The 20018-nt window shown below is 70.4% G+C and carries 18 protein-coding genes; 12 read left to right on the top strand and 6 right to left on the bottom strand.

Going from position 1 to position 20018, the window contains the following annotated elements; all coding sequences use genetic code 11:
• The first annotated feature begins 62 nt into the window (after positions 1-62).
• Positions 63-593, top strand: a complete 531-nt coding sequence (locus AQJ91_RS16805; RefSeq protein ID WP_067021822.1) for a GNAT family N-acetyltransferase — start codon at positions 63-65, stop codon at positions 591-593.
• A 4-nt stretch (positions 594-597) separates the two neighbouring features.
• Here AQJ91_RS16805 and AQJ91_RS16800 read toward each other — a convergent pair whose 3' ends face one another.
• Positions 598-1173 (bottom strand): adenylosuccinate lyase, encoded by a 576-nt coding sequence (locus tag AQJ91_RS16800; protein ID WP_067021820.1) that lies wholly within the window; start codon positions 1171-1173, stop codon positions 598-600.
• A gap of 396 nt (positions 1174-1569) precedes the next feature.
• Here AQJ91_RS16800 and AQJ91_RS16795 point away from each other — a divergent pair, with 396 nt between their 5' ends.
• From AQJ91_RS16795 to AQJ91_RS16745, 10 genes are all read left to right on the top strand, one after another.
• Positions 1570-3375 carry a 3-hydroxyacyl-CoA dehydrogenase family protein gene (locus AQJ91_RS16795; protein ID WP_067021818.1) on the top strand — a complete coding sequence of 602 codons (1806 nt, stop codon included), beginning with the start codon at positions 1570-1572 and terminating at the stop codon, positions 3373-3375.
• 136 nt (positions 3376-3511) lie between these two features.
• Positions 3512-4324 carry a TetR family transcriptional regulator gene (locus AQJ91_RS16790; RefSeq protein WP_067022118.1) on the top strand — a complete coding sequence of 271 codons (813 nt, stop codon included), beginning with the start codon at positions 3512-3514 and terminating at the stop codon, positions 4322-4324.
• A gap of 519 nt (positions 4325-4843) precedes the next feature.
• Positions 4844-6181: a crotonyl-CoA carboxylase/reductase gene (ccrA, locus tag AQJ91_RS16785; RefSeq protein ID WP_199847951.1), complete on the top strand. Its 1338-nt coding sequence runs from the start codon at positions 4844-4846 to the stop codon at positions 6179-6181.
• A 9-nt stretch (positions 6182-6190) separates the two neighbouring features.
• Positions 6191-8407, top strand: coding sequence for a protein meaA (locus AQJ91_RS58240; protein ID WP_234382431.1), 2217 nt, complete (start codon positions 6191-6193; stop codon positions 8405-8407).
• Positions 8404-9363, top strand: a complete 960-nt coding sequence (locus AQJ91_RS16770; protein ID WP_067021814.1) for an HpcH/HpaI aldolase/citrate lyase family protein — start codon at positions 8404-8406, stop codon at positions 9361-9363. The genes AQJ91_RS58240 and AQJ91_RS16770 overlap by 4 nt, the downstream gene beginning before the upstream one ends.
• Before the next feature lie 4 nt (positions 9364-9367).
• Positions 9368-9880, top strand: coding sequence for a MaoC family dehydratase (locus AQJ91_RS16765; protein ID WP_067021812.1), 513 nt, complete (start codon positions 9368-9370; stop codon positions 9878-9880).
• A 2-nt stretch (positions 9881-9882) separates the two neighbouring features.
• Positions 9883-11097, top strand: a complete 1215-nt coding sequence (locus AQJ91_RS16760; RefSeq protein WP_067021810.1) for an acyl-CoA dehydrogenase family protein — start codon at positions 9883-9885, stop codon at positions 11095-11097.
• A gap of 170 nt (positions 11098-11267) precedes the next feature.
• The gene (locus tag AQJ91_RS16755) at positions 11268-11924 is read left to right on the top strand and encodes a phosphatidylserine decarboxylase (protein ID WP_067021808.1); all 657 of its coding nucleotides are present in this window, start codon (positions 11268-11270) and stop codon (positions 11922-11924) included.
• 22 nt (positions 11925-11946) lie between these two features.
• A complete protein-coding gene (gene pssA, locus AQJ91_RS16750) occupies positions 11947-12765 on the top strand; it encodes a CDP-diacylglycerol--serine O-phosphatidyltransferase (RefSeq protein ID WP_067021805.1) in 819 nt (272 codons plus the stop codon).
• A 299-nt stretch (positions 12766-13064) separates the two neighbouring features.
• Complete coding sequence (locus tag AQJ91_RS16745) at positions 13065-13295, top strand: hypothetical protein (RefSeq protein ID WP_067021803.1); 231 nt, start codon at positions 13065-13067, stop codon at positions 13293-13295.
• Between the two features lie 57 nt (positions 13296-13352).
• Here the strand turns inward: AQJ91_RS16745 and AQJ91_RS16740 are convergent, their stop codons facing one another.
• From AQJ91_RS16740 to AQJ91_RS16720, 5 genes are read right to left on the bottom strand one after another with little or no spacing between them, the layout of a single operon-like run.
• Entirely contained in the window at positions 13353-14624 is a 1272-nt protein-coding gene (locus AQJ91_RS16740; RefSeq protein WP_067021801.1) for an ABC transporter substrate-binding protein, read from the bottom strand.
• Entirely contained in the window at positions 14621-15703 is a 1083-nt protein-coding gene (locus AQJ91_RS16735) for a branched-chain amino acid ABC transporter permease (RefSeq protein ID WP_067021799.1), read from the bottom strand. Before AQJ91_RS16735 ends, AQJ91_RS16740 begins: the two co-directional genes overlap by 4 nt.
• Positions 15696-16586 carry a branched-chain amino acid ABC transporter permease gene (locus tag AQJ91_RS16730; RefSeq protein ID WP_067021797.1) on the bottom strand — a complete coding sequence of 297 codons (891 nt, stop codon included), beginning with the start codon at positions 16584-16586 and terminating at the stop codon, positions 15696-15698. The genes AQJ91_RS16735 and AQJ91_RS16730 overlap by 8 nt, the downstream gene beginning before the upstream one ends.
• Positions 16583-17347, bottom strand: coding sequence for an ABC transporter ATP-binding protein (locus AQJ91_RS16725; protein ID WP_067021795.1), 765 nt, complete (start codon positions 17345-17347; stop codon positions 16583-16585). The genes AQJ91_RS16730 and AQJ91_RS16725 overlap by 4 nt, the downstream gene beginning before the upstream one ends.
• 6 nt (positions 17348-17353) lie before the next feature.
• Positions 17354-18160 carry an ABC transporter ATP-binding protein gene (locus tag AQJ91_RS16720; RefSeq protein WP_067021793.1) on the bottom strand — a complete coding sequence of 269 codons (807 nt, stop codon included), beginning with the start codon at positions 18158-18160 and terminating at the stop codon, positions 17354-17356.
• Between the two features lie 180 nt (positions 18161-18340).
• Between AQJ91_RS16720 and AQJ91_RS16715 the strand changes: the two genes are divergently transcribed.
• Complete coding sequence (locus tag AQJ91_RS16715) at positions 18341-19567, top strand: PucR family transcriptional regulator (protein WP_067021791.1); 1227 nt, start codon at positions 18341-18343, stop codon at positions 19565-19567.
• Positions 19568-20018 lie beyond the last annotated feature (451 nt).

Below are 20018 nucleotides of genomic sequence, written 5' to 3'. Positions count from 1 at the left end.
GTCAGACCCATGGTCCGAATAATCGGAGGCCTCCCGGCTCGTCCCACGCCCAGGGTGCCGCCATGGATGACGACCGCGTCCGGATCCGCGTGATGACCCCGGCCGACTGCGACCGTGTCGCCGAGATCCGCGTCGGCGGCTGGCGGACCGCCTACCTGGGCATCATTCCGCAGCCCTATCTCGATGCCCTCGACGTGACGGCCGACGCCGAGCGCCACCGTTGGCTTCTCACGCAGGCCGACGACAGCGTGGTGAACCTCGTTGCCGAGCAGGACGGTGAGGTCGTCGGCTGGATCTGTCACGGGCCGTACCGCGACGGCGAAGTCCGCACCGAGGACGCCGAGTTGTACGCCCTCTACGTCGACCCCGCGCGGTACGGCCGCGGCATCGGTCACGCCCTGCTCCAGGAGTCCGTACGCGGCTGCACGGCCGCCCGGCACCCGCGCATGCTCCTCTGGGTCCTCAAGCACAACGCCCGTGCCCGGCGGTTCTACGAGCGGGCCGGCCTCCGTCCCGACGGCGCCGAGGAGCCCTTCGAGGTGGACGGCGTCGCCGTGCCCGAAGTGCGGTACGTGCAGCGGCTCCCGGCCTGACCGTTCACCGTTGCGCCGGGATCCGCGCCAGTGCGTGCACCGCCGCCTCGGCGAGTGCCGGGTGGGCGAGCGCCTCGTTCAGTACGCGTCGCGCCCGGGCGTCACCGAGCGCGCCGAGGCCCTCCACGCAGGCGAGCGCGACGCGCCGGTACGGATCGTGCGGGCGCAGCCGTCGCTCCAGGGTGGTGATGAGCGCCGGTACGGCCTCGGGGGCGCGCAGTTCGACGAGGAGCCGGACCGGGTGCAGGGCGTAGGCGACGCGGAGTTCGTTGGTGGCGAGGGCGGCGGCCGCGCGGGCCGTGCGCGGGTCGCCGAGTCGGGCCAGGGCGTGGGCGGCGGAGGCGCAGCGCTCCGGTTCGCGGTGGTTGAGAAACAGGACGAGGGCCTCGAAGGCCCGCCGGTCGCCCGCGAGGCCCAGTCGGAACGCGGCCAGCTCCCTGGCCCACAGCGACTGGCCCGGCGCGGTGAGCACCCCGGCCAGTTCGTCGAGGTCACCGGTCGCCGCCAGCCGCTCGTACGCCGCCGTCCCGGCCGACTCCCGCCGTAAGCGTTCCGTGAGTGATCGCAACTCTTCGTCCATGACACCGAGATTAGAGGCGACGCAGGCATCCCGGGACGTACATCACAAACACGGGGACTGGCGCGCTCGTTACCCGGCGGTTAAGCTCATACGAGCGAGTTACCCACTCGCACTTGCTTGCAGCGGCCTGGTGACGCAGCCGCCGCGAGTGCTGGTCGGTTCGGTACATCGCGTACCTCATCAGTACGGCACGGCCCCGGGACAGGGCCGGTCGGATCCGCCGTTCCCCCGGGCGTGTGCACGCCCTCGGCGACGGCACCGGGCGTGTGCGCTCGCAGCCCGGCAACACCCGCACTCCTCATCCCGCACCCGGTGCGCCCATTGGTCCGGTTTCCCGGCCCTCTCGGCGCACCCGGGCGCGTTTCCAGTCGTCACCCTCATTCCAGGAGTCCCGCGATGGCCGCTCCCCAGTCCGACACCCCTCTGTCCCCGCTCCAGACCGTCGCCGTCGTCGGCCTCGGCACCATGGGCACCGGTATCGCCGAAGTGCTCGCCAGGGCCGGCCGCGAGGTCGTCGGCATCGACATCAGCGAGGCCGCGACCGCCAGGGCCGTCGCCGCCCTGGAGGCCTCGACCGCCCGTGCCGTGGAGCGCGGCCGGCTCACCGGGCAGGAGCGCGCGGACGCCCTCGCCCGCGTCCGCACCTCCACCGACCTGCGGGCCGCGGCCGACGCGGACCTGGTCATCGAGGTGGCTCCGGAGTCGTACGAGATCAAGCACCAGATCCTCCGCGAGCTGGACGGCATCGTGCGCCCGGACACGATCCTGGCGACCGGCACCAACGCCCTCTCCGTCACCCGCCTCGCCGCCGACTCGGCCCGCCCCGAGCGCGTGCTCGGCCTGCACTTCTTCAACCCGGCGCCGGCGATGCGGCTGGTCGAGGTGGTCTCCTGTGTGCTGACCGCCCCCACGGCCGTCACCGCGGTCACCAACCTCGCCCTCGACCTCGGCAAGGAGCCCGTCGCGGTCGGCGACCGGCCCGGGTTCGTCGCCGACGGGCTGCTGTTCGGCTACCTCAACCAGGCGGCCGCGATGTACGAGGCGAAGTACGCCTCCCGCGAGGACATCGACGCCGCGATGCGGCTCGGCTGCGGGCTGCCGATGGGGCCGCTGGCCCTGCTCGACCTGATCGGCGTCGACACCGCGCGCACGGTCCTGGAGGCCATGTACGTCGAGTCCCGCGACCGGCTGCACGCCCCCGCCCCGATCCTCAAGCAGCTCAGCGAGGCCGGCCTGACGGGACGTAAGTCGGGCCGCGGCTTCTACTCGTACGAGGCGCCGGGCAGCGCGACGGTGGTGCCGGACGCGCTGACGCCCCTGTCCGGTGGCCCCGAGGCCCCCGGCCGCCCCGTCCGCTCCGTCGGTGTCGCGGGCTCCGGCACGATGGCGTCCGGGATCGCCGAGGTGTTCGCCAAGGCCGGGTACGAGGTCGTGCTCGCCGCCCGCAGTGAGGAGAAGGCGCAGGCCGCGAAGGCCCGCATCGGCAAGTCGCTGGCCCGTTCCGTCGACAAGGGGCGGATGACGGCCGAGGCCGCCGCGCGCACCCTGGACCTGATCACGCCGGCGGGCTCGTACGACGCGTTCGCCGACGTCGACCTGGCCGTCGAGGCCGTCGCCGAGGACCTGGAGATCAAGCAGCAGCTGTTCGCGGCGCTGGACAAGGTCTGCAAGCCGGGCGCGGTGCTCGCCACGACCACCTCGTCGCTGCCCGTCGTCGCCTGTGCCCGCGCCACCTCGCGGCCGCAGGACGTGATCGGCATGCACTTCTTCAACCCGGCGCCGGCGATGAAGCTGGTCGAGGTCGTCCGTACGGTGCTGACCGCCGACGACGTCCACGCCACGGTCCGCGAGGTCTGCGCCAGGATAAGGAAGCACGCCGTCGACTGCGGTGACCGGGCCGGTTTCATCGTCAACGCCCTGCTGTTCCCGTACCTGAACAACGCGATCAAGATGGTGCAGGAGCACTACGCGTCGCTCGACGACATCGACGCGGCGATGAAGCTGGGCGGCGGCTACCCCATGGGCCCGTTCGAACTCCTGGACGTCGTCGGCCTGGACGTCTCCCTCGCCATCGAGAAGGTCCTGCACCGCGAGTTCCGCGACCCGGGCCTCGCGCCGGCACCGCTCCTGGAGCACCTGGTGGCCGCGGGCTGCCTCGGCCGCAAGACGGGCCGCGGCTTCCGCGAATATGCCCGCCGCTAGGGAGCCCGGCGACTGGTTCAGAACCGGTGAGGACTGGGGCGGGCTGCTCGACCCGACCGGACCTCCCCCGCCCGTCGAGGGCGGGGGAAGCCCGGGACATGCGCACCACGCTGCGCACATGCAGTACGTTCGGGTCATGTCCCAGCCCGCCAAGTCCTCACGTACACCAGCCACGCCCGACGCACCGGAAAGTGCCGCAGGCAGTCGCGCGGCGGCCCAGCGGCTCAAGATGCGCCGTGAACTGGCGGCCGCGGCGATGGAGCTGTTCGCGGCCAAGGGGTACGAGGCGACCACCGTCGACGAGATCGCGGCCGCGGCGGGGGTCGCCCGCCGCACGTTCTTCCGTCACTTCCGTTCCAAGGAAGAGGCGATCTTCCCGGACCACGACGACACCCTGGTCCGGGCCGAGGCGGTCCTCAACGCCGCACCGGCGCACGAGCATCCGCTCGACACGGTGTGCCGCGGCATCAAGGAAGTCATGCGGATGTACGCGGCCCGGCCGGAGATCTCGGTCGCCCGCTACAAGCTGACGCGCGAGGTGCCCACCCTGCGCGAGGCGGAGATCGCGTCGGTGGCCCGCTACGAGCGCCTCTTCACCCGCTACCTCCTCGGCCACTTCGACGAGCACGCCCACGACGACGACGCCAACGACGACCCGTTGCTCGCGGAGGTCGCCGCGTCCGCCGTGGTCACCGCCCACAACCACGTCCTGCGGCGCTGGCTGCGGGCGGGCGGCCAGGGCGACGTCGAGGCACAGCTCGACCACGCCTTCGGAATCGTACGGAAGACGTTCGGCACGGGCATCGGCGCCGGCCGGGACACAGCACCCCGCACTCCCCCGGCCTCGGTCGCCTCGCAGGGCGAGGTCCTGGTGACGGTGGCCAGGACGGACGCACCCCTGGACGAGGTCATGCGCACGATCGAGCAGGCCCTCAAGGAACGGGCCTAGCCCGGCCTAGCCCCTACCGCCCGGACGCGAACCGCGCCACCGGACCCGCCCCCCGCCAGCAGCCCGGCGACCAGCCGTCCGGTCGCCGGGCCGGCCTGTTGTGGCCGTCGACTTGCCCCGCGCACTCCCGGACCGCCGTGGTTGACCGCGCGCCCGATAACACCCGACAGCACCCGATTGACGATCTACTCACCGGTAGCTTTGATCGATCATCGCTCATTTGTTACGTAAAGATTTCATCTGAGGGCCAAGTTCTGGCACTCGGTGCCTTGCGAGGTGACACGCGGTGCCATACGTTGAAGGTGTCCGGGCGGCCGGCGTGCAGAGACCTTTCGTACGTCGGCTGTCCCCGCAAACCCACGGTTTGCGCGCCCGGACGCCTGCGTCACAGGCAACCTCCCGCGCCACAAAGCGCTGCCGAACAGCACCACCGCCGAACCGACGGCAACCCAGCAGCACCGACGTAACCCTCAGCGTCCCTCCCTCAGGACGCGCACCGCCGGAGGCAATACCGTGACCGTGAAGGACATCCTGGACGCGATCCAGTCGCCGGATACGACACCGGACGACTTCGCCGCTCTGCCGCTCCCCGAGTCGTACCGCGCGATCACCGTGCACAAGGACGAGACGGACATGTTCGCGGGCCTCACCACCCGCGACAAGGACCCCCGCAAGGCGACCCACCTGGACGACGTCCCGGTGCCGGAGCTCGGCCCGGGCGAGGCCCTGGTGGCCGTGATGGCCTCCTCGGTCAACTACAACTCCGTGTGGACCTCGATCTTCGAGCCGCTGCCGACCTTCGGTTTCCTGGAGCGCTACGGCAAGCTCAGCGAGCTGACGAAGCGCCACGATCTGCCATACCACATCATCGGCTCCGACCTCGCGGGCGTCGTCCTGCGCACCGGCCCGGGCGTCAACGCCTGGAGGCCTGGTGACGAGGTCGTCGCCCACTGCCTGTCGGTCGAGCTGGAGTCGAGCGACGGCCACAACGACACCATGCTCGACCCCGAGCAGCGCATCTGGGGCTTCGAGACCAACTTCGGCGGGCTGGCGGAGATCGCGCTGGTCAAGTCCAACCAGCTGATGCCGAAGCCACAGCATCTGAGCTGGGAGGAGGCCGCGGCCCCCGGGCTCGTGAACTCCACCGCCTACCGGCAGCTGGTCTCCCGCAACGGCGCCGGCATGAAGCAGGGCGACAACGTCCTGATCTGGGGCGCGAGCGGCGGGCTCGGCTCGTACGCCACGCAGTTCGCGCTGGCCGGCGGCGCCAACCCCATCTGTGTCGTGTCCTCGCCCCAGAAGGCGGAGATCTGCCGGGCGATGGGCGCCGAGGCGATCATCGACCGCACCGCCGAGGACTACAAGTTCTGGAAGGACGAGCACACCCAGGACCCGAAGGAGTGGAAGCGCTTCGGGAAGCGGATCCGTGAGCTCACGGGCGGCGAGGACGTCGACATCGTCTTCGAACACCCGGGCCGCGAGACCTTCGGCGCCTCCGTGTACGTCACCCGCAAGGGCGGCACCATCGTCACCTGCGCCTCGACGTCCGGCTACAACCACGAGTACGACAACCGCTACCTGTGGATGTCCCTGAAGCGGATCATCGGCTCGCACTTCGCCAACTACCGCGAGGCCTGGGAGGCCAACCGGCTGGTCGCGAAGGGCAAGATCCACCCGACGCTGTCCAAGGTGTACTCGCTGGAGGAGACCGGGCAGGCCGCGTACGACGTGCACCGCAACCTCCACCAGGGCAAGGTCGGTGTGCTGTGCCTGGCGCCCGAGGAGGGCCTGGGCGTGCGCGACGAGGAGCTGCGCGCGAAGCACGTCGACGCCATCAACCGCTTCCGGAACATCTGAGGGCCATAGATGAGTGAGCGTCAGAAGGACCGGCCGTGGCTCATGCGGACCTACGCCGGTCACTCCACGGCCGAGGCGTCCAACGAGCTGTACCGGCGCAACCTCGCCAAGGGTCAGACAGGTCTGTCGGTGGCGTTCGACCTGCCGACGCAGACCGGCTACGACTCCGACCACGTCCTCGCCCGCGGCGAGGTCGGCCGGGTCGGGGTGCCGGTGGCCCATCTCGGTGACATGCGCAGGCTGTTCCAGGACATCCCCCTGGAGCAGATGAACACCTCGATGACCATCAACGCCACCGCCATGTGGCTGCTGGCGCTCTACCAGGTCGTCGCGGAGGAGCAGGGTGCGGACATCACCCAGCTCCAGGGGACGACCCAGAACGACATCGTCAAGGAGTACCTGTCGCGGGGCACGCACGTGTTCCCGCCGGTTCCCTCGCTCCGGCTGACGACGGACATGATCGCGTACACGGTCTCCCACATCCCGAAGTGGAACCCGATCAACATCTGCAGCTACCACCTGCAGGAGGCGGGCGCCACGCCGGTCCAGGAGATCGCGTACGCGATGTCGACGGCGATCGCCGTGCTGGACGCCGTGCGGGACAGCGGGCAGGTGCCTCAGGAGCGCATGGGCGATGTCGTCGCGCGTATCTCCTTCTTCGTGAACGCGGGCGTCCGGTTCGTCGAGGAGATGTGCAAGATGCGCGCCTTCGGCCGCATCTGGGACAAGGTCACACGCGAGCGGTACGGCATCGAGAACCCCAAGCAGCGCCGCTTCCGCTACGGCGTCCAGGTCAACTCCCTCGGTCTGACCGAGGCGCAGCCGGAGAACAACGTCCAGCGGATCGTGCTGGAGATGCTGGCCGTGACCCTCTCGAAGGACGCACGCGCGCGTGCCGTGCAGCTCCCCGCCTGGAACGAGGCGCTGGGTCTTCCCCGGCCCTGGGACCAGCAGTGGTCGCTGCGGATGCAGCAGGTCCTGGCCTACGAGAGCGACCTGCTGGAGTACGAGGACATCTTCGAGGGCTCGAAGGTGGTCGAGGCGAAGGTCGAGGCGCTGGTCGAGGAGTCCCTCGCCGAGATCGAGCGGATCCAGGAGATGGGCGGCGCGATGGCGGCTGTCGAGTCCGGCTACCTCAAGTCGCAGCTCGTCGCCTCGCACGCCGAGCGCCGGGCCCGCATCGAGTCCGGGCAGGAGAAGATCGTCGGCGTCAACATCTTCGAGACGACCGAGCCGAACCCGCTGACCGCCGACCTGGACACCGCGATCCAGACAGTGGACCCAGCGGTGGAAGCGCGGGTAGTCCAGGCCCTGCACGAATGGCGCCGCAATGCGGATAAAGTCGCCTTGTCCGACAACGGAGTTGAAGGACCTACCGCCGGGCAGGCGGAAAGTGACGCCTGTGGAGGCTTGTGTAAGACCGCGCCCTTCGGGGATCGGCAGAGGCCCGTGAAGCAGGAACCCGAGGTGGTACCCAGCCGAGGTACGGACCAGAATCGCCCGCCTTCGGGCGAGCGAGGACGCCAACAGCCGCCCTTCAGCCACTCGCGGCGATGCAGGGCGTTGGGGCGGCTGCGAGAAGCAGCCGCCACCGACGCCAACCTCATGGAGGCCACCCTGGAGTGCGCCCGCGCCGGGGTCACGACCGGCGAGTGGGCCGGGGCGCTGCGCGAGGTGTTCGGCGAGTTCCGCGCCCCGACCGGTGTCTCGTCGGCGCCGGTGGCGATCCCCGCCGAGGAGGGCTCGGCCCTGAGCGAGGTCCGCCGCAAGGTCGACCGTACGGCCCAGGACCTGGGTGTCGGCAAGCTGCGCTTCCTGGTCGGCAAGCCGGGCCTGGACGGGCACTCCAACGGTGCCGAGCAGATCGCCGTACGCGCGCGTGACGCCGGCTTCGAGGTGGTCTACCAGGGCATCCGGCTGACGCCCGAACAGATCGTGGACGCGGCCCTCGCGGAGGACGTGCACGCGGTCGGCCTGTCCATCCTGTCCGGTTCGCACGCGCAGCTGGTGCCGGACGTGCTGGAGCGCTTGCGGGAGGCCGGTGCGGCCGACATCCCGGTGATCGCCGGCGGGATCATCCCGAACGGTGACGCCGAGCAGCTCAGGGCCGCCGGAGTGGCCGCCGTCTTCACCCCGAAGGACTTCGACATCACCGGGATCATCGGCCGTATCGTCGACGAGATCCGCACAGCGAACAAGCTCGACCCCCTGGAGGTCCCCGCATGACCGTCAACCGTCTTCGTCCGCGGCGCTCCTGCCTGGCAGTGCCGGGCTCGAACCCGCGCTTCCTGGAGAAGGCGCAGGGCCTCCCGGCGGACCAGGTCTTCCTCGACCTGGAGGACGCGTGCGCGCCGCTCGCCAAGCCCGAGGCGAGGCACACGATCGTCAAGTTCCTCAACGAGGGCGACTGGACGGGCAAGACGAGGGTCGTGCGCGTCAACGACTGGACGACCGAGTGGACGTACCGCGATGTCGTGACCGTCGTCGAGGGCGCGGGCCAGAACCTCGACTGCATCATGCTGCCGAAGGTGCAGGACGCCCAGCAGGTCGTCGCGCTGGACCTGCTCCTCACTCAGATCGAGAAGACGATGGGCTTCGAGGTCGGGCGGATCGGCATCGAGGCGCAGATCGAGAACGCGCAGGGCCTCAACCACGTCAACGAGATCGCGCAGGCCTCCCCGCGCGTCGAGACGATCATCTTCGGCCCGGCCGACTTCATGGCGTCGATCAACATGAAGTCGCTGGTCGTGGGTGAGCAGCCGCCCGGCTACCCGGCGGACGCCTACCACTACATCCTGATGAAGATCCTGATGGCCGCCCGCGCCAACAACCTCCAGGCGATCGACGGCCCCTACCTGCAGATCCGCAACATCGACGGCTACCGCGAGGTCGCCCAGCGGGCCGCCGCCCTCGGCTTCGACGGCAAGTGGGTGCTGCACCCGGGCCAGGTCGAGGCGTCCAACGAGATCTTCTCGCCCTCGCAGGAGGACTACGACCACGCCGAGCTGATCCTGGACGCGTACGACTACTACACGTCCGAGGCGGGCGGCAAGAAGGGCTCCGCGATGCTCGGCGACGAGATGATCGACGAGGCCAGCCGCAAGATGGCCCTGGTCATCTCCGGCAAGGGACGCGCCGCCGGTATGCAGCGCACGAGCAAGTTCGAGATTCCGGAGGCGTAAGGCCATGCAGTTCGGGCGCACCTACGAGGAGTTCGAGGTCGGGGCGGTCTACAAGCACTGGCCCGGGAAGACGGTCACGGAGTACGACGACCACCTCTTCTGTCTCCTCACCATGAACCACCACCCGCTCCACATGGACACCAACTATGCGGAGAGGACGACGGACTTCGGCAAGAACGTCGTCGTGGGGAACTACATCTACTCGCTGCTGCTGGGCATGTCCGTGCCGGACGTCTCCGGCAAGGCGATCGCCAACCTGGAGATCGAGTCGCTGAGGCACGTGGCGCCGACCTTTCACGGCGACACCATCTACGGCGAGACGACCGTGCTCGACAAGTGGCCGTCGAAGTCGAAGAACGACCGCGGCATCGTCCACGTCGAGACCAAGGGCTACAAGCAGGACGGCACGCTGGTGTGCGTGTTCCGCCGCAAGGTGATGGTTCCCACCGAGACGTACATCAAGGAGCGCGGCGGCGAGCAGCCCGGCCGCCCCGAGCTCAAGGAGCAGGAGAAGTAGCCATGGCGCGACTCGCCCAGACCGCCGGTCTGACCGACATCCAGCAGGAGATCCTGTCCACCGTCCGCGACTTCGTGGACAAGGAGATCATCCCGGTCGCGACCGAGCTGGAGCACCGCGACGAGTATCCGCAGCAGATCGTCGACGGGCTCAAGGAGCTGGGCCTGTTCGGTCTGATGATCCCCGAGGAGTACGGGGGTCTGGGCGAGTCGCTCCTGACGTACGCGCTGTGCGTGGAGGAGATCGCCCGCGGCTGGATGTCGGTCTCCGGGATCATCAACACGCACTTCATCGTGGCGTACATGCTCAAGCAGCACGGTACGCAGGAGCAGAAGGACCACTTCCTGCCGAGGATGGCGGCCGGCGACATCCGGGGCGCCTTCTCGATGTCCGAGCCGGGCCTCGGCTCGGATGTGTCGGCCATCACCTCCAAGGCGGTGAAGGACGGCGACGAGTACGTCCTGAACGGCCAGAAGATGTGGCTGACGAACGGCGGCACCTCAAATCTGGTCGCCGTTCTCGTCCGAAGTGACGAAGGACACTCCAGTCAAGAAACAGCCACCGCGCCGCACAAGTCGATGACGACCTTCCTCGTGGAGAAGGAGCCGGGCTTCGGTGAGGTCCGTCCGGGCCTGACCATTCCGGGCAAGATCGACAAGATGGGCTACAAGGGCGTCGACACGACCGAACTCATCATGGACGGCCTGCGGATTCCGGCCGATCGGGTGCTCGGCGGGGCCACCGGCCGAGGTTTTTACCAAATGATGGACGGGGTCGAGGTCGGCCGCGTCAACGTGGCGGCGCGTGGCTGTGGCGTCGCGCAGCGTGCCTTCGAACTCGGCGTCGCATACGCCCAGCAGCGGCACACTTTCGGCAAGCCGATCGCCCAGCACCAGGCGATCCAGTTCAAGCTGGCCGAGATGGCTACCAAGGTCGAGGCCGCGCATGCGATGATGGTGAACGCGGCACGCAAAAAGGACTCCGGGGAACGAAACGACCTTGAGGCTGGGATGGCGAAGTACCTCGCCTCCGAGTACTGCAAGGAGGTCGTGGAGGACTCCTTCCGGATCCACGGCGGCTACGGCTTCTCCAAGGAGTACGAGATCGAGCGCCTCTACCGAGAGGCTCCGATGCTGCTTATCGGTGAAGGTACCGCCGAGATCCAGAAAATGATCATCGGTCGCAGGCTGCTCGAAGAGTATCGGTTCCAGGGATAGATGTCCGCGTTCGGGGTGTTTTCTTCGAGAAGAAGATCACACCCCGTGAAAACTCTTCAGCCGCCGACTCGGCTTCCTGGCTTGCCCAGTTGTGGCCCGCGACCGGTACGATCCCGGGAAAGCCGCCGTCCCCCGTTGCAGTGCGGCATCATCCGCTACGAAGGTCATCCATGCCCCACAGCCAAACCTCTGCACCTCGCGACAGCCTGGTCGGCGTACGCCTTGCGCGCGGAGCATCGCCGTGGCTTCTCCCGACCGTCGCCACCGCAGCCCTCAGCCTGGTACGCGCGCGTAAGTCCGGCGCCGCCAAGGCCGTCGCCGTGCCCGCCACCGCGCTCGCCGCGGGCATGCTGTGGTTCTTCCGCGACCCCGAGCGCGAGATCGCCACGGGCCGGGTCATCTCCCCCGCCGACGGTGTGGTGCAGAGCATCATGCCGTGGAAGGACGGCCGGACCCGCGTCGCGATCTTCATGAGCCCGCTCAACGTCCACGTCAACCGCGCGCCGCTCTCCGGCACGGTGACGTCGGTCGAGCACATCCCCGGTGGGTTCGTTCCGGCGTTCAATAAGGAGAGCGAGAACAACGAGCGCGTAGTCTGGCATTTCGACACCGAACTCGGTGACATCGAGATGATCCAGATTGCCGGCGCGGTCGCTCGCCGCATCGTGCCCTACATCCCGCAGGGCACGAAGGTCGAGCAGGGCGACCGTATCGGCCTGATCCGCTTCGGCTCGCGCGTCGACATCTACCTGCCCGAGGGCGTGGAGGTCGCGGTCGAGGTCGGTCAGAAGACCGTGGCTGGGGTGACTCGCATTGACCGTGATTGATCCGGAGACCCAGGCGGGCTGGGTGCCCGAGGCCGACGAGGTGGACGAAGAGGAGGAGATGCCCCTCTCTCTCCGCCTCTCGATAGCGGACACCCTCACCCTCGGCAACGCCACCTGTGGCTTCATGGCGGTGTACTTCACCACCACCGGCATCCTGATCCCGCACCTCACGGGCAGCCAGGAGTCGGGCATGGCCCGCCACAGTGCGGCCACGGCGGTCATCCTGATGCTCTGCGCGGCGGTCTTCGACCTCTTCGACGGCCTGGTGGCGAGGAAGCTGCGCTCGTCGCCGATGGGCGCGGAGCTGGACAACCTCTCGGACCTGATCAGCTTCGGCCTGGCGCCGGCGTACTTCGTCCTCGTCTACGGCATGGTCGCGGACGACGCGCACCAGCGGGTGGCGGCGGTCGGGGCGATCGTGGTGCTGCTGGCGGTGGTGCTGAGACTCGCGAGGTTCTCGTGCGTCACCGTGAAGGACGGGACCTTCCAGGGCATGCCGTCGCCGTTCGGTGCGCTGACGGTGGTCTCGATCGTGCTGCTGGAGCTGCCCTTCGTGGCGACGCTGATGGCGATCCTGGGGACGGCCTGGCTGATGGTGAGCCGCGTGGAGTACCCGAAGCCGCGGGGCCGCCTCGCGGTGGCGATGCTCACCTGGATCGTGCTGTCGATGGGCCTTCTGGCCGCCTGGGCGTTCGACGCCCCGAGCGGGCAGCTGCTCCTGCAGACCGGCTGTGCGCTGCAGCTGGTCATGGGTGCGGTGATCCCGCTGTTCGCCACGGCACGCCGGGTGAACAACTTCCGCGGCAACCGGCGTGAGGCGCGCGCGGCGCAGCTGCCGTAGGGCTCCGCCGTACCGCCCCGGAGAGGGCCCGGACCGATGTCGCGATGTCGGTCCGGGCCCTCTCTCTGTTGCGCCGCTTCGGCCACAATGGCGGGCGTGGGGGCTTCGGGTGGGGTCGAGGTCGGACTGCTGGCTCCGGTCCAGCTGTGCGTCGGGGGTTCGACGCGCACGAGCGGTCGATCGCGCAGGCCCGTGCGGAGGCCGTCGAGGCGGGCAGCCCCGGCAACATCTCGTTCCGGGGCCCTGCGGCGGGCCCGCGAGGTGCTCGCCGACGGCGGGGTCGTGGTCGAAGTGGAGCCGTGGTCGACGGACCGGCTGGGGGACCCATCGGCAATCCGACGGTACGGATCGGCTTCACGGCCTCGACCGCGCTGTGCACGCCGGGCTCGCCGGCCCAGCCGGACGCGTACGGCCTCGGCACGCAGGGCGGGCCGGCCAGGCGGGTGCGGCTGCTCGCGGAGGCGGGCTTCCGGGATGCCGCGCTGGTCGCCGACACCGGGTTCAATCTGGTGTCGGCGGCGGTGAAGTGACACGTCAGCCAGGCGGGTGGACGGGGAGAGCCCCCGGTCCACCCGCTTTCCGGTGTCTCAGGCCCCCGGCGTGTACGTCTCCGCCACCTCCGACGCCTCCGCCTCCCGTACGACCTTCATGCCGCCCGTCACGGACTTGTCCGGCTGCAGGATCACGCTCTGCTTCGACGATGCGGACTTGGGATCGGTGAAGTCCTGGGCGATGCCGAAGCCGACGTCGAAGGAGTCGATCGACAGCAGCGCCTTGTCGACGCCCTCCCGGGTGAGGTCCTTGTTCTCGCAGGCCTTCTTCAGGGCCTCGCCGAAGGCCGACGCGGCGGTCCAGCCGGCGACTACGCCGTTGTCGAGGGAGTCCTTCGGGTAGGCGGCCTTGTAGTCGGCGACGAGTTTCTCGGCCTCCGGGGTGTCCGCGCCGATCGGGAGCGAGGGCGAGGCCACGTAGTAGTTCTTCATCAGGGCCGGGCCCGCCTGGGTGGCCAGGAGCTGGGGCGCGAAGGCCGAGTTGTTGCCGATGATGGGCACGTCGAAGCCGCCGGCCGCCGCGACGCCGACCAGCGAGGCCGCCTGGCGCGGGCCCGCGCTGATGACGATCGCCCTGACGCCGGCCTGCTTCAGGGCGGCGACCTGGGCGGTCATGTCGTTGTCGGTCGGCTTGATCTTCTGCTCGACGACGGTCAGCCCGGACTCCTGCGCGATGTGCTTGGCGCCGACGAGGGCGCTCTCGCCGTAGTCGCCCTCGAAGTAGACGTGGCCGATCTTGTCGCCCTTCTTGATGCCCTTCTCCTTCATCAGGAAGTCGACGGCGTTGATCGTCTCGATGTCGTAGGTGGAGCCGATGACCCGGATGTACGGGCTGCCGAGCAGCGCGGCCGACCATGCCTGCGGCAGCACCAGGCCCTTGTCCTGGCCGTCGATGCGCTGCTTGACGGCGGCGACGAACGGCGAGCCGATGAACTGCGCGAAGCCCAGCACCTCCGGCTCCAGTTCGGTGTATCCGGAGACGGCCTTCTGCGGGTCGTAGCCGTGGTCGCGGACGGACAGCTCGACCTTGTAGCCGCACACCCCGCCGGCGCCGTTCAACTGCTTCACGTACAGCTGCTGGGCCTGGGTGACGCTCTTGCCGAGCGTGGCGTAAACGCCGGTCATGTCGGTGAGCGCGCCGAGTTTGATCGTCTTGCCGGAGATGCCGTCGCCGGTCTTCACCCCGCCCGCGGTCGCCTTGTCACCGTCTCCGTTGTCGGCGTCCTTGGCCTTGGAGCTGCATCCGGCCAGCACGAGCAGTGCCGCGAGGGCACCGGCGGCGGCCCTGGCCGCATACGTCGTGTTCATCGTTCCTCCCCTGGATGGGTTGTGACGCGACGCCGGGCGGCCACCCTGACCAGGCCGCCGGGCAGGAACAGCACCACCAGCACGACGGCGGCGCCGTAGAGGTACCGGGATGCCTCGCCCGGTGCGATCCCGCCCGTCCCGGGGGCGGAGACCAGGGGCAGCGCATCGCTGTAGCGGGTCAGCAGCTGCGGCAGCAGGGAGACGAACACGGCCCCGACCACCGCGCCGGAGACCGAGCCGAGCCCGCCGATGACGATCATGGCGAGGTATTCGAGGGACAGCGTGATGCCGAAGTAGTCGGGCACGGTCCGCTGGAAGACCAGGGCGAGGAGTACGCCCGCGAGGCCCGCGTACATCGACGACAGCACGAAGACGGCGGCCCGGTAGCGGGCGACGGGTACGCCGATCACGCCGGCGGCGATGCGGTGGTCGCGGATCGCGTTCATGGCCCGGCCCGGGCGGCCGCGCAGCACTCCACGGGCGAACAGACCGCCGGCCAGGAGCAGGACCAAGCCCGCGTACCAGAGCTTCTCGGCCGACCCGAACGGCACGGCGGCGACGAGGAGTTCACGGTCGTCGAAGGTGAGCCCGAACAGGTTCAGGGGCGGTACGTCGCGGCCGTTGGCGCCACCGGTCAGATCGTGCGCGTTGAACATCACGTGCTGGCCGATGAAGACGAGGGCGAGTGTGGCGATGCCCAGGTAGGCGCCGCTGAGCCGGCCCGCGATGGGGCTGAACAGCCCGCCCGCACCGCCCGCGACCAGCACGGCGAGCACCGCCGCGAGCCAGGTCGGCAGGCCGAGTCCGGTCAGACCGTCGCCGCCGTCCCCGGCGAACACGCAGTAGCCGTAGGCGCCGACGGCCAGGAAGAAGGCGTGCCCCATGGAGAGTTGGCCGGTCGCTCCCGTCAGCAGGTTGATGCCGATGGCGCCGATCGCGGCGGCCATCGCGAACAGGCCGGCCTGGAGCCAGAAGCGGTCCAGGTAGAAGGGGAGGGCGAGGAGGAGGACGGCTGCGGCGGACCAGACGTAGGTACGTGTCCGAACGAGCCGCAACGGCTTCACGAGGACCTCAGACACGGGCCAGCTCCTTCGTGCCGAACAGCCCGGCGGGCCGGATGAGCAGGATCGCGACCATGACGAGGTACGGCGCCAGGTCACCGAGACCCCGTCCCAGGAACGTGAGATCGCTCTGGTAGCCGGTGGCGAGTGACTCCGTGACGCCGACCAGCAGGCCGCCCACCAGTGCGCCCGTCGTGGAGTCGAGGCCACCGAGGATGGCGGCCGGGAACGCCTTGAGCGCGGCCAGCGAGGTGGCCCTCTCCAGGCCCGGGGTCGGGAAGACGGTGAGGAACAGGGCGGCGACGGCCGCGAGCCCGCCCGCCACGGCCCACGCTCCCAGCGACACCCGCCCGAGCCGTACGCCCATCAGTGCCGCGGTCTCCGCGCTCTCCGCCGCCGCACGCATCGCCACGCCCCACGACGTGTACCGGAAGGCCAGCAGGAAGGTGGTGATGAGCAGCGCCGCCGCGACGAACGCGGCGATCCTCGTGTGCGCGAGGGAGATCGGGCCCAGCGCCAGCACCGCGTCGCCCCACGGGTCGCCGAGCGCGAGGACGTCCGTGCCGATACGGCGGGTCAGTTCGGTGGTGAGCAGGATGTCGACGCCGATGGTGACGATGGCGAGGACGCTGTGGTCGGCGCCCCGGTACCGCCGCATGACGAGGAACTCGACCGCGGCGCCGACGACTGCCGCGCCCGCGATCCCGACGAGCAGCGCGGGCCAGAAGCCGAGGTCGTCGTGGAGCGTCGCGGTGACATAGCCGCCGGCGAGGAGCAGGGAGGCGTGGGCGAAGTTGACGACCTCGGTGGCCCGGAAGATGACCACGAAGCCGAGGGCGATGAGCGCGTAGACGGAGCCCAGCGAGACGCCGTTCAGCAGGATTTCGGCGAAGGTGCTCATGATCCGGCTCCCAGGTAGGCCTGTACGACGGCCGGATCGTTCTGCACGTCGGCGGGGGCGCCGTCGGCGATCCGGCGCCCGAAGTCGAGTACGGTCACCGCGTCCGCGAGCCGCATCACCACCCCCATGTCGTGTTCCACCAGCACGATCGAGATACCGAGGCCGTCCCGGACGCCCGCGATCACGGCGGCGGTACGGCGCCGTTCGTCGCCGGTCATGCCCGCGACCGGCTCGTCGAGGAGCAGCAGACGCGGCTCCATGCACAGCGCGCGGGCGAGTTCGGCGAGCTTCTGCTGCCCGTACGGGAGGGAGCCCGCCGGGCGGCCCAGGCAGTCCGCGATGCCGACGAACTCGGCGATCTCCCGGACGCGTTCGCGGTGCAGCCGCTCCTCGTGGGCCGCCGAGGGCAGTCTGAGTCCGGCGGCCAGGAAGCCGGTGCGGGTCAGCCGGTGCCGGCCCAGCAGCAGGCTGTCCTCGACCGTGGCGCGGGGCGGCAGCGCGAGGTTCTGGAAGATACGGGCGACACCGAGGCCGGCGATGCGGTGCGGAGGCATGCCGGTCAGCTCGTGGTCGCCGAAGCGGACGCTGCCCGCGGTGGCCCGGTAGACGCCGGACAGCACGTTGAAGCAGGTGGACTTACCGGCGCCGTTGGGGCCGATGAGGGCGTGCACGGTGCCGGGGCGGACGGTGAAGCTGACGTCGTCGAGGGCGGTGAGGCCGGCGAATCGGACGGTCAGGTTCCGTACGGCGAGGGTGTCCATCGCGGCTCACCCCTTCCAGCGGGTCAGGGTCCGCCGTACGCCGCCCGCCTGTTCGGCGTCTGCGGCGGCGTCCTCGTCGACGACGCCCAGGTAGCGGCGGCGGACCTCGTCGGAGGCGGCCAGTTCGGCGGCCGGGCCGGACAAGGTCACCTCGCCGACTTCGAGGACGTACGCGCGCGTGGCGAGCCGCAGGGCCAGTGCGGCGTTCTGTTCGACGAGGAGGACCGAGGTGCCCTGGGTGTTGATCTCCCGTACGGTGTCGGCGATCCGCTCGGCCATGAGCGGGGCGAGGCCGAGGGACGGTTCGTCGAGGAGCAGTACCTTCGGGGCGGCCATCAACGCGCGGGCGACGGCGAGCATCTGCTGTTCGCCGCCGGAGAGGAGGCCGGCGCGCTGCTGGGCGCGTTCGGCGAGTACGGGGAACAGCTCGTGGACGCGGTGGAGGGCGGCGGCGCGGCCCGCCCGGCCGCCGTCGGCCCGCAGCGCACCCGCGCGCAGGTTGTCGGCGACCGTCATCCGCGCGAACACCCGCCGTCCCTCCGGGACTTGGGACACCCCTGCGGCGACCACCCGGTCCGGGCCGAGCCCGTCGAGCCGACGGCCGCCCAGGCTCACCGTGCCCTCGGTGACCGCGCCGCCGTGGAAGGACAGCGTCCGGCTGACCGCCCGCAGCAGGGTCGACTTGCCCGCGCCGTTGCTGCCGAGCACCGTCACCACGGCTCCCTCGGGCACCTCCAGTGACACCCGGCGCAGTGCGCGCACGGGTCCGTATCCGACCGACAGGTCGCGGACGACCAGTCCGGATCCGCCCATGGAGTTCCCCCTGTCCTGATTCGGTGTGGCGCTCACCCCAGCACCGGCGGGGGCGTCCGTCCACGGCCCGCGGCCGAAACGCTGCGGGTGACCAGCGGGCCGGGCCGCACGTTGTGCGCGCGCACAACACTGCGTGTCAGGGGCCTGTCCGTGGCGGTGTCCGAGTGACATCCTCCGGCCATGGGTGGGCGCAGACCGCGAACCGGTCATGACTGGAAGCTGCTCGCGGAGTCCTGCACGGCTCTGCTGGAACGGCTGCCCGAGCTCGTCGACGAGCACCTGCGGCAGCTCACCGACCACTCCCCCGTCTACGAACAGGTGCTCCCGTACGACCAGCAGTGGCGGGAGGCCGAGGAGGCCATGCGGATCGGCATCGAGACGATCTCCGCGCCCCGGGCCTCGCCGCGCCGCGACCTGGAGTACGCCGAGGACGCGGGTCGGCGCCGGGCCCAGCAGGGGCTGCCGCTGGACCTGCTGGTGCACGCCTACCGGAACGCCGGCTACCTGGTGTGGGACGCGCTCGTGGAGGGGGCGGCCGGGCGGGAGCCGGAGCGGCTCGCGGCGCTGATGCGGTCGACGACCATGGTGTGGTCGGCGGTGGACGCGCAGGCGGAGGCGGCGTCGGAGGCGTACCGGGCGACGGAGGCGGAGCTGCGGCGGCGTACGGACGAGCAGCTGCAGGCGTTGCTGGACGCGCTGCTGGAAGGGCAGGCGACGCCGGGCCTCGCGGCGCGGGCAGCGGCGGGGCTGGATCTGCCGGAGCACGGGTCGTACGCGGTGGTGGTGCTGCGGGCCGAGCGGCGGGACGGCTTCGGGCGGCCATTGCAGGGGGCCGGGTTCCGGTTCATCTGGCGGATGCGGGCCGACTGCGAGGTCGGGGTCGTGGCGCTCACGCCGGGGCAAGGCCTGGACGGGGTCGCGAAGGCACTCGACGGGCGGTGCTCGGGCCCGGGCGGCATCAGTCCGGTCGTGCCCGGGCTCGCCGAGCTGGGGCGGGCCCGACGGCTCGCCGAACTGGCGCTGCGCACCTGCCCGCCGGACGCGACCGCGGTCGTACGGCTGGACCAGCGGATGCCGACCGCGCTCGTGGTGAGCCAGCCGGAACTCGCCGACCGGCTGGTGTCGGACGTGTTCGGCACACTGCTGGAGCTCGAGCCCGCCGATCGGGCGGTGCTGCTGGAGACCCTGGACGTCTGGCTGACCTGCGAGGGCTCGGCCGGCCGGGCCGCCGGACGCCTGTACTGCCACCGCAACACGGTCTTCAACCGCCTACGCCGACTGGAACAGCTGACGTCCCGCTCCCTGGCCCGCCCCCGGGACCTGATCGAGATGACGCTGGCGCTGGACGCGTACCGGTTGTCGGGGCATGGGGGTGACGGGGCTGCGCGGGCCGGGGGGCGGAGGTGACAGGGCCCGCGGGAGTCGGAGCGTGACAGTGAGAGGGCCGCTCGGGCCGGGACCGCCAGACGAGGCGGCCTCGCGGGCCGGGACCTCGATGCGAGGCGGCCGCGCGGGCCAAAACCCCGAGGGGAGATGACCGCGCCGGCCAAAACCCCGAGGTGAGACGGCCGCTCGGGCCAAGACCCGCAGGTGACAGAGCCGCCAGGGCCGGAGCGCGGTGATGGGGCTGCGGTATGGAGCGCGGAGGGAACTGGCCACGTGGGGGCGGGCACGCGGGCGCGACAGGGCCGGGACCCGGCGGTGATAGCCCATCAGGGCCGGCGCAGGCGTTGATGGGGCCGCCCGCGATGGAGCACGGCCGGGATGGGGCCGCCAGGCCGAAGCGCGGAGGGACACGTACGGACCGGCCGCCCCGGCCCGGTCGTCTGTCGCCCCAGTCCATGGCGCGCCCGGGACG

The organism is Streptomyces dysideae, assembly GCF_001514305.1.
Taxonomy (GTDB): Bacteria; Actinomycetota; Actinomycetes; order Streptomycetales; family Streptomycetaceae; genus Streptomyces; species Streptomyces dysideae.
The sequence above is the reverse complement of the archived record's forward strand: the minus strand, read 5'-3'. Positions and strand labels throughout refer to the sequence as shown.

Excerpts from the sequence above, each read along its gene's own strand:
- AQJ91_RS16770 (WP_067021814.1), top strand. The coding sequence starts at position 8,404 with ATGACCGTCAACCGTCTTCGTCCGCGGCGCTCCTGCCTGGCAGTGCCG.
- AQJ91_RS16790 (WP_067022118.1), top strand. The coding sequence starts at position 3,512 with ATGTCCCAGCCCGCCAAGTCCTCACGTACACCAGCCACGCCCGACGCA.
- AQJ91_RS16755 (WP_067021808.1), top strand. The coding sequence starts at position 11,268 with ATGCCCCACAGCCAAACCTCTGCACCTCGCGACAGCCTGGTCGGCGTA.
- AQJ91_RS16760 (WP_067021810.1), top strand. The coding sequence starts at position 9,883 with ATGGCGCGACTCGCCCAGACCGCCGGTCTGACCGACATCCAGCAGGAG.
- AQJ91_RS16715 (WP_067021791.1), top strand. The coding sequence starts at position 18,341 with ATGGGTGGGCGCAGACCGCGAACCGGTCATGACTGGAAGCTGCTCGCG.
- AQJ91_RS16765 (WP_067021812.1), top strand. The coding sequence starts at position 9,368 with ATGCAGTTCGGGCGCACCTACGAGGAGTTCGAGGTCGGGGCGGTCTAC.
- AQJ91_RS16720 (WP_067021793.1), bottom strand. The coding sequence starts at position 18,160 with ATGGGCGGATCCGGACTGGTCGTCCGCGACCTGTCGGTCGGATACGGA.
- AQJ91_RS58240 (WP_234382431.1), top strand. The coding sequence starts at position 6,191 with ATGAGTGAGCGTCAGAAGGACCGGCCGTGGCTCATGCGGACCTACGCC.
- AQJ91_RS16795 (WP_067021818.1), top strand. The coding sequence starts at position 1,570 with ATGGCCGCTCCCCAGTCCGACACCCCTCTGTCCCCGCTCCAGACCGTC.
- AQJ91_RS16805 (WP_067021822.1), top strand. The coding sequence starts at position 63 with ATGGATGACGACCGCGTCCGGATCCGCGTGATGACCCCGGCCGACTGC.
- AQJ91_RS16740 (WP_067021801.1), bottom strand. The coding sequence starts at position 14,624 with ATGAACACGACGTATGCGGCCAGGGCCGCCGCCGGTGCCCTCGCGGCA.
- AQJ91_RS16800 (WP_067021820.1), bottom strand. The coding sequence starts at position 1,173 with ATGGACGAAGAGTTGCGATCACTCACGGAACGCTTACGGCGGGAGTCG.
- AQJ91_RS16730 (WP_067021797.1), bottom strand. The coding sequence starts at position 16,586 with ATGAGCACCTTCGCCGAAATCCTGCTGAACGGCGTCTCGCTGGGCTCC.
- AQJ91_RS16725 (WP_067021795.1), bottom strand. The coding sequence starts at position 17,347 with ATGGACACCCTCGCCGTACGGAACCTGACCGTCCGATTCGCCGGCCTC.